Annotated in this window: 6 protein-coding genes and 1 tRNA gene; 4 read left to right on the top strand and 3 right to left on the bottom strand. The window is 65.9% G+C overall.

Annotation, left to right across the window (positions count from 1 at the left end):
* The 3 genes from VFC51_18100 to VFC51_18110 all read left to right on the top strand — a co-directional run.
* The coding region (locus VFC51_18100) for a hypothetical protein (protein HZT08941.1) at window positions 1-258 on the top strand (258 nt) is incomplete at its 5' end.
* A 6-nt stretch (window positions 259-264) separates the two neighbouring features.
* Window positions 265-813 (top strand): DUF1697 domain-containing protein, encoded by a 549-nt coding sequence (locus VFC51_18105; protein ID HZT08942.1) that lies wholly within the window; start codon window positions 265-267, stop codon window positions 811-813.
* 17 nt (window positions 814-830) lie between these two features.
* Window positions 831-912 (top strand) — tRNA-Leu (locus VFC51_18110).
* A gap of 73 nt (window positions 913-985) precedes the next feature.
* On the opposite strand, the gene VFC51_18115 is transcribed toward VFC51_18110, so the two are convergent.
* Both VFC51_18115 and VFC51_18120 read right to left on the bottom strand, forming a co-directional pair.
* The gene (locus VFC51_18115; GenBank protein HZT08943.1) at window positions 986-1,429 is read right to left on the bottom strand and encodes a hypothetical protein; all 444 of its coding nucleotides are present in this window, start codon (window positions 1,427-1,429) and stop codon (window positions 986-988) included.
* 423 nt (window positions 1,430-1,852) lie between these two features.
* Entirely contained in the window at window positions 1,853-2,851 is a 999-nt protein-coding gene (locus VFC51_18120) for a hypothetical protein (protein HZT08944.1), read from the bottom strand.
* Between the two features lie 209 nt (window positions 2,852-3,060).
* Here VFC51_18120 and VFC51_18125 point away from each other — a divergent pair, with 209 nt between their 5' ends.
* Complete coding sequence (locus tag VFC51_18125) at window positions 3,061-4,086, top strand: nitronate monooxygenase (protein HZT08945.1); 1,026 nt, start codon at window positions 3,061-3,063, stop codon at window positions 4,084-4,086.
* A gap of 39 nt (window positions 4,087-4,125) precedes the next feature.
* On the opposite strand, the gene VFC51_18130 is transcribed toward VFC51_18125, so the two are convergent.
* Window positions 4,126-4,862, bottom strand: a 737-nt coding sequence (locus VFC51_18130; GenBank protein ID HZT08946.1) for a hypothetical protein, incomplete at its 5' end; no start/stop codon positions are given.

The raw sequence follows: 4,862 nt of genomic DNA on the forward strand, positions 1-4,862 counted from the left end.
AGCCTGGTCCTGTGGACGATCCTGTGGCTGTGCGTCGGCACCGCGCTCGTCTTCTGGGGTCTCGCCTGGATCGTGAACTATCACCAGTGGGCCGACCGCCTTGCCGCTCGATACCGCTCGTTCTGGGGCCCTCTGGCCATGTTCAACGGCTCGGCCGGGTACCAGAGGTTCTCGGGGATCTACTTCATATTCTTTGGATTGATCACCTACTACATGGCGATCAGCTGGTTCGGCCAGCACGTCCACACGGCAACTTAAGCCGCTGTGGCTCGCTACGCTGTCCTGCTGCGCGGTGTGAACCTCGTGCGGCGCAACCGCGTCTCAATGCCCGAGCTGCGGCGCTTCTTGTCCGACGAGGGCTTCGCCGACGTCGTGACTTACGTTCAGAGCGGCAACGTCGTCCTGTCGACCGACGCCTCCGAAACGGAGGTCGCCGAACAAGTCAGGGCGCTCATCGTCCGCCGGATCGGCCTCGAGCTGACCGTGATCGTCCGTGCGCAGAACGAGCTCGCGGAGATAGTGGCGCGCAATCCGATCCCCGCCGCGGCCGCCGACCCGAAGCACTACCTCGTGACCTTTCTTGCCGCCCCGCCGCCGCCTGAGACCGTCGAGCAGCTGCGGTCGAACGCCGCCCCCCACGAGTCGCTCGCCACCACCGGTCGTGAGCTTTATTCGTGGCACCCGCAAGGCTTCGGTCGCTCGCCCCTCTGGGAGAGGCTCGCCGCGAAGCGCCTGGGGATCGGCGCCACCTCACGCAACTGGACCACGGTCAACGCCTTGCTCGCGATGGCGGACGGGCGAGCCGACCGGTAAAATCAACCGGCTTAGCCGGGCGGCTGGCGGAACTGGTAGACGCGCACGTTTGAGGGGCGTGTGGGGTAACCCATCCGGGTTCGAGTCCCGGGTCGCCCACGTCTGATACGCACGATCTTCTGTCTCCCTGCGCTCCGGCCGGGCCCGCAGCGCGGATTGTGTACGCCCAGCCTCAACACGTGGTGGTGCTCCAGAGCCAGCAGGACGGATCGCCCGAGAAGTGCCAGCCGTAATACGCGGCTGCCAGGTAGTACGAGGCCTGCTCCTCCGGATTGGTCGGATGGTATTTGCCATCGGCCATGAACGCGGTATGGATCTGGTCGACCGTGGCGTCTCGGCCCACGCCCAGGATGTTCGGGGAGATAGAAACGTAGAACCTCCAGGCGAGGACGTTGATCGATCCCTCTCGGCAGAATCGCGGCTCGGCGTTTCCGTCGGCCGTTTCGATGATCGGGGTCGTGCACAGGCCGGTCACCGGCAGGACGATGGCCGGCGCCAGCACCTGACGAGCAACCGGCGTGCCAACCGGTGATGGAATCGGCGAGTAGGCCACGATCGGGCTGGCGGGGAGCGAGGGCGATTCGGTTCCCGGCGCTGACTGCGAAGGAGAAAGCAAGGGGAATGTCGTGGGAGTCGCTGATGGTGTCGCGGACAAGCCTTGCGATATGCCAGATTCGCCGCATGCCGCCAGAAGCAGCAAACCCGCGACGACGGCCACTTGCCGGATTGAGGCCTTCACAGCTGTCTCAACGGAACAATGCCTTCGCGGGTTATCGACTGCGCCTGACTTGGACCTGGCTCTAGCGCTCTGGCCCCGATCGAGCTCGGCCAGCGGTGACGAACGAGCCTGCAGGACCAGCGATCGCCATTGTCCTGTCGACCACCGTGACGCCGTGGTTCGCGTTACGGAAACCACGGCCCACCACAATTCGATGGGCTTTCCATAACGCGAACCGAAGTCGCCGCACGTTGGGCACTCCCAGAGCGGCTCGCGTTCCTTCTCCACGGGCGAGAAAGTCCGAGGGATCGAACCAGCGGCTCAGGGTTCGATGCGTCTCGCAATGGTGGCCCGGAAGCGATAGGACGCCGCGTCAAACATCGCGGCCGCGTTGGTTGCCATGCGTCGCGCCGTCTCGTCGTCGGGTGGAATAGGGAGCGCGGCGATCCGGGCGAGGATCTCCGCGCTGGGCTCGTCTCTCGGTTGTCCCACGGTGACTTCCAATTCCACCTGGTCGCGAATGCGCACGGCTCCAAACGGGTCTGCCGATTTGGGCACCCACACGACCGCTGCGCCAGAGTTATCGGCTACTTCGATCCTTGCCCCAGCCGCGGCCACGGCCACGGCCACGATCCTGCCCTGAATGCGGCACGTCGCGCCCGGCTCGAGGGCGAGCATCGCCGCGATATCGGTGTCGGCTCCACGGAGTATCGCGTCCGCCGGGTTGATGCCCTGCGCACGCTGCCAATGCGCGGGCCACGTCAACGCTTGAGAAGGGTCGATCGTGGGCAGGAGGTACTGCGGCCAGGGCTCACCGGCGGCTGCCAGCTGCACCTCCTCTCCTGAGATGCGACTCGTCCACCACTCGTTCCATCGAGCGGCACCTCCCTCGACCCTCCCGGTGATGAATTCGAGGGCCCACACGAGCGACGGTGCGTGGCGCACAAGAGGCTCGGCTATTGGGGCGAGGAGGAGGGCGCCGCCTGGTGGGCCGCCTGCGATACCGAGCTCGATGTAGAGGTAAGTGTGGCTTGCATACGACACCGGGAAAAGCAGGCGCGGCTGCCCGAATTCTTGGACGCTTCTGTCCCACATCTCCAATGACAAAGTCGGAGATTGCAGCTGGCCGTTGTCGATGAGCCAATCCCAATCGCTGAGGCGCAGCCAGGCGCGCCGCAGATCAGGCGGGATGATGTACGGCGCCACACCGTCCACGACTCGCTCAACGTCGGCCGGCGAGGCGATCGGCTCGCCCTCGGGTGCGCCCGCAGCACGAACTGCTTGCAAATAGCGTGCGAGCACGGTGTCGACATCGCTCATTCAGCCAGCCGCCGCTGCGCGCTTGTGGCGGGGCAATGTGAGAATCTCGAGCCGAGGCCGACTCACGGTGCAAAGGTACAACGGCCTTGGCTTCAAGCCCGCCGTTTCAAGTGATCACGACGTGTTCATGAACTGCGTGCCGTCCGCCGACCCTTGCGAGGTCGGTCGGAGAGCTTCCACGGCTTCCGGTTGAATCCATAATCCAGGAAGTGGTCCGCAGCCCTCTCCACACGCCGCTGTGCGACCTGCTGGGCGTCCGCTACCCGATTCTCAGCGCCGGCATCGGTATGGCCGCGGGACCCGAGCTTGCGGCCGCCGTCTCCAACGCCGGTGGTTTCGGGGTCCTGGGCGGCGGCGGGACCCCTATCGAGAGGCTCGCGCCACGAGTTGCCAAGTTGCGAGAGCTGACCAGGTTGCCGTTCGGCGCCAACGTGATCATCGACGAGAACGAACCGGGCGACGACGTTTGGTATAGCGACCACGTCGCGGCGCTCGGCGACATGGGAGTCGCCGCCATCGTTCTCTTCTGGGGTGATCCGACGCCCTACGTAAAGGTCGCCCACGACCGCGGGGCCAAGGTCCTCATCCAGGTCGGTTCCACCGAAGAGGCCATCGCCGCGGCTGCCGCCGGGGTCGACGCCGTCATCGCCCAGGGTTTCGAAGCCGGCGGACACGTTCGCGGCACGACGTCGATCTGGGACCTTCTGCCGGAAACGGTCCGGGCCCTCGAGCCCTTGCCGGTCCTGGCGTCAGGTGGTATCGGCGACGGTGCGGGAGTGGCCCGCGCCCTGCAAGCAGGCGCCCAGGGCGTGTCTCTTGGAACGCGATTCGTGGCCAGCGATGAGTGTCACGCTCACCCGGCGTACAAACAGCGAATCGTCGAGGGGCGGGCGGAGGACACCGTCTACAACTCTCTGTACGACGTGTGGTGGCCGAATGCGCCGCATCGAACCTTGCGCAACAAAACGATCGACGAATGGGAAGCGGCGGGCTGCCCACCATCCGGCTCGCGGCCCGGCGAAGGCACGGTGATAGGACACCACTCGCCCGGAGGCGACGAGCGCATCGACTGGCCGCGTTACGCCATAGGATGTGCGGCTCCCGACTTCGATGGCGACATCGAGTACGCGCCGTTGTGGGCGGGCACGTCTGTCAGCGTGGTGAACGACATCAAGCCGGCGGGTGAGATCGTCGAAGACCTGGTGCGGGAGGCCGAGGCGGCCCTCAACCGCTAGCGGAACACCGCGGCCGCGAGCGCGGGGAAGCGTCGCGGCTCAGCCGGGCGGCGGCTTTCCTGGGTTGACGACGAACAAGATGAACTCGGTGAACGCGTCGCCATCCACCTGAAGTCCGAAGCATCCAGGGCTGTCGGTGCTGAGCAATCCGGTCCAGTTTCTCCAGGAAGAGGTCGAGGCCACCGCGTCCAGATACAAACCACCTCCCGTCGTGTGGACCGCGGGAACGTTGGTGACCCCGGGCTCCTTTTTGATCACATCAGTCGGCGGGAGATCCGCCAGGGTGACAGTGGATGTCCCGTCGCCCCCCAACTGAAAGGGTCGAACCAGCAGGGGTCCGGAATACCTGGAGTCCACGACGAGGACGGCCACCTGCCCCGCGGAGTACCAGCTGTCCTGTCCCGACAGGTAGACAGGCCCGACCCCTGCGCCGTAGTTCGGCAGCACCGAGCCAAGGTCGGCAATCGAGGAGGCGGTGCAGGTCTCACACGGATCTGTGACGGCACACCCCGGAGGCAACGAACCTGGCTGCCGGGCCGAGTTCGGAGCCACGAGGGGCGGCCTCATCGGCCTCTGCTGCAGTCCGGTCATCGCATCGACCCCCGCAGGCAGGGGTGGGGCGGATTCGGTCGCGAAGGTCCGTGTATGTGCCGGCGACACCGGGCCTGGGAGGCCGACCACTTCACCGCAACCCGCGACGCAGGACGCGAGGCAGACCAGGGCCACGAACTGCGTCATCGTGCGGACCGCGGACATCACCTGCAGGTGCAACGGTT

This window comes from Chloroflexota bacterium, from assembly GCA_035652535.1.
Lineage (GTDB): Bacteria > Chloroflexota > UBA6077 > UBA6077 > SHYK01 > DASRDP01.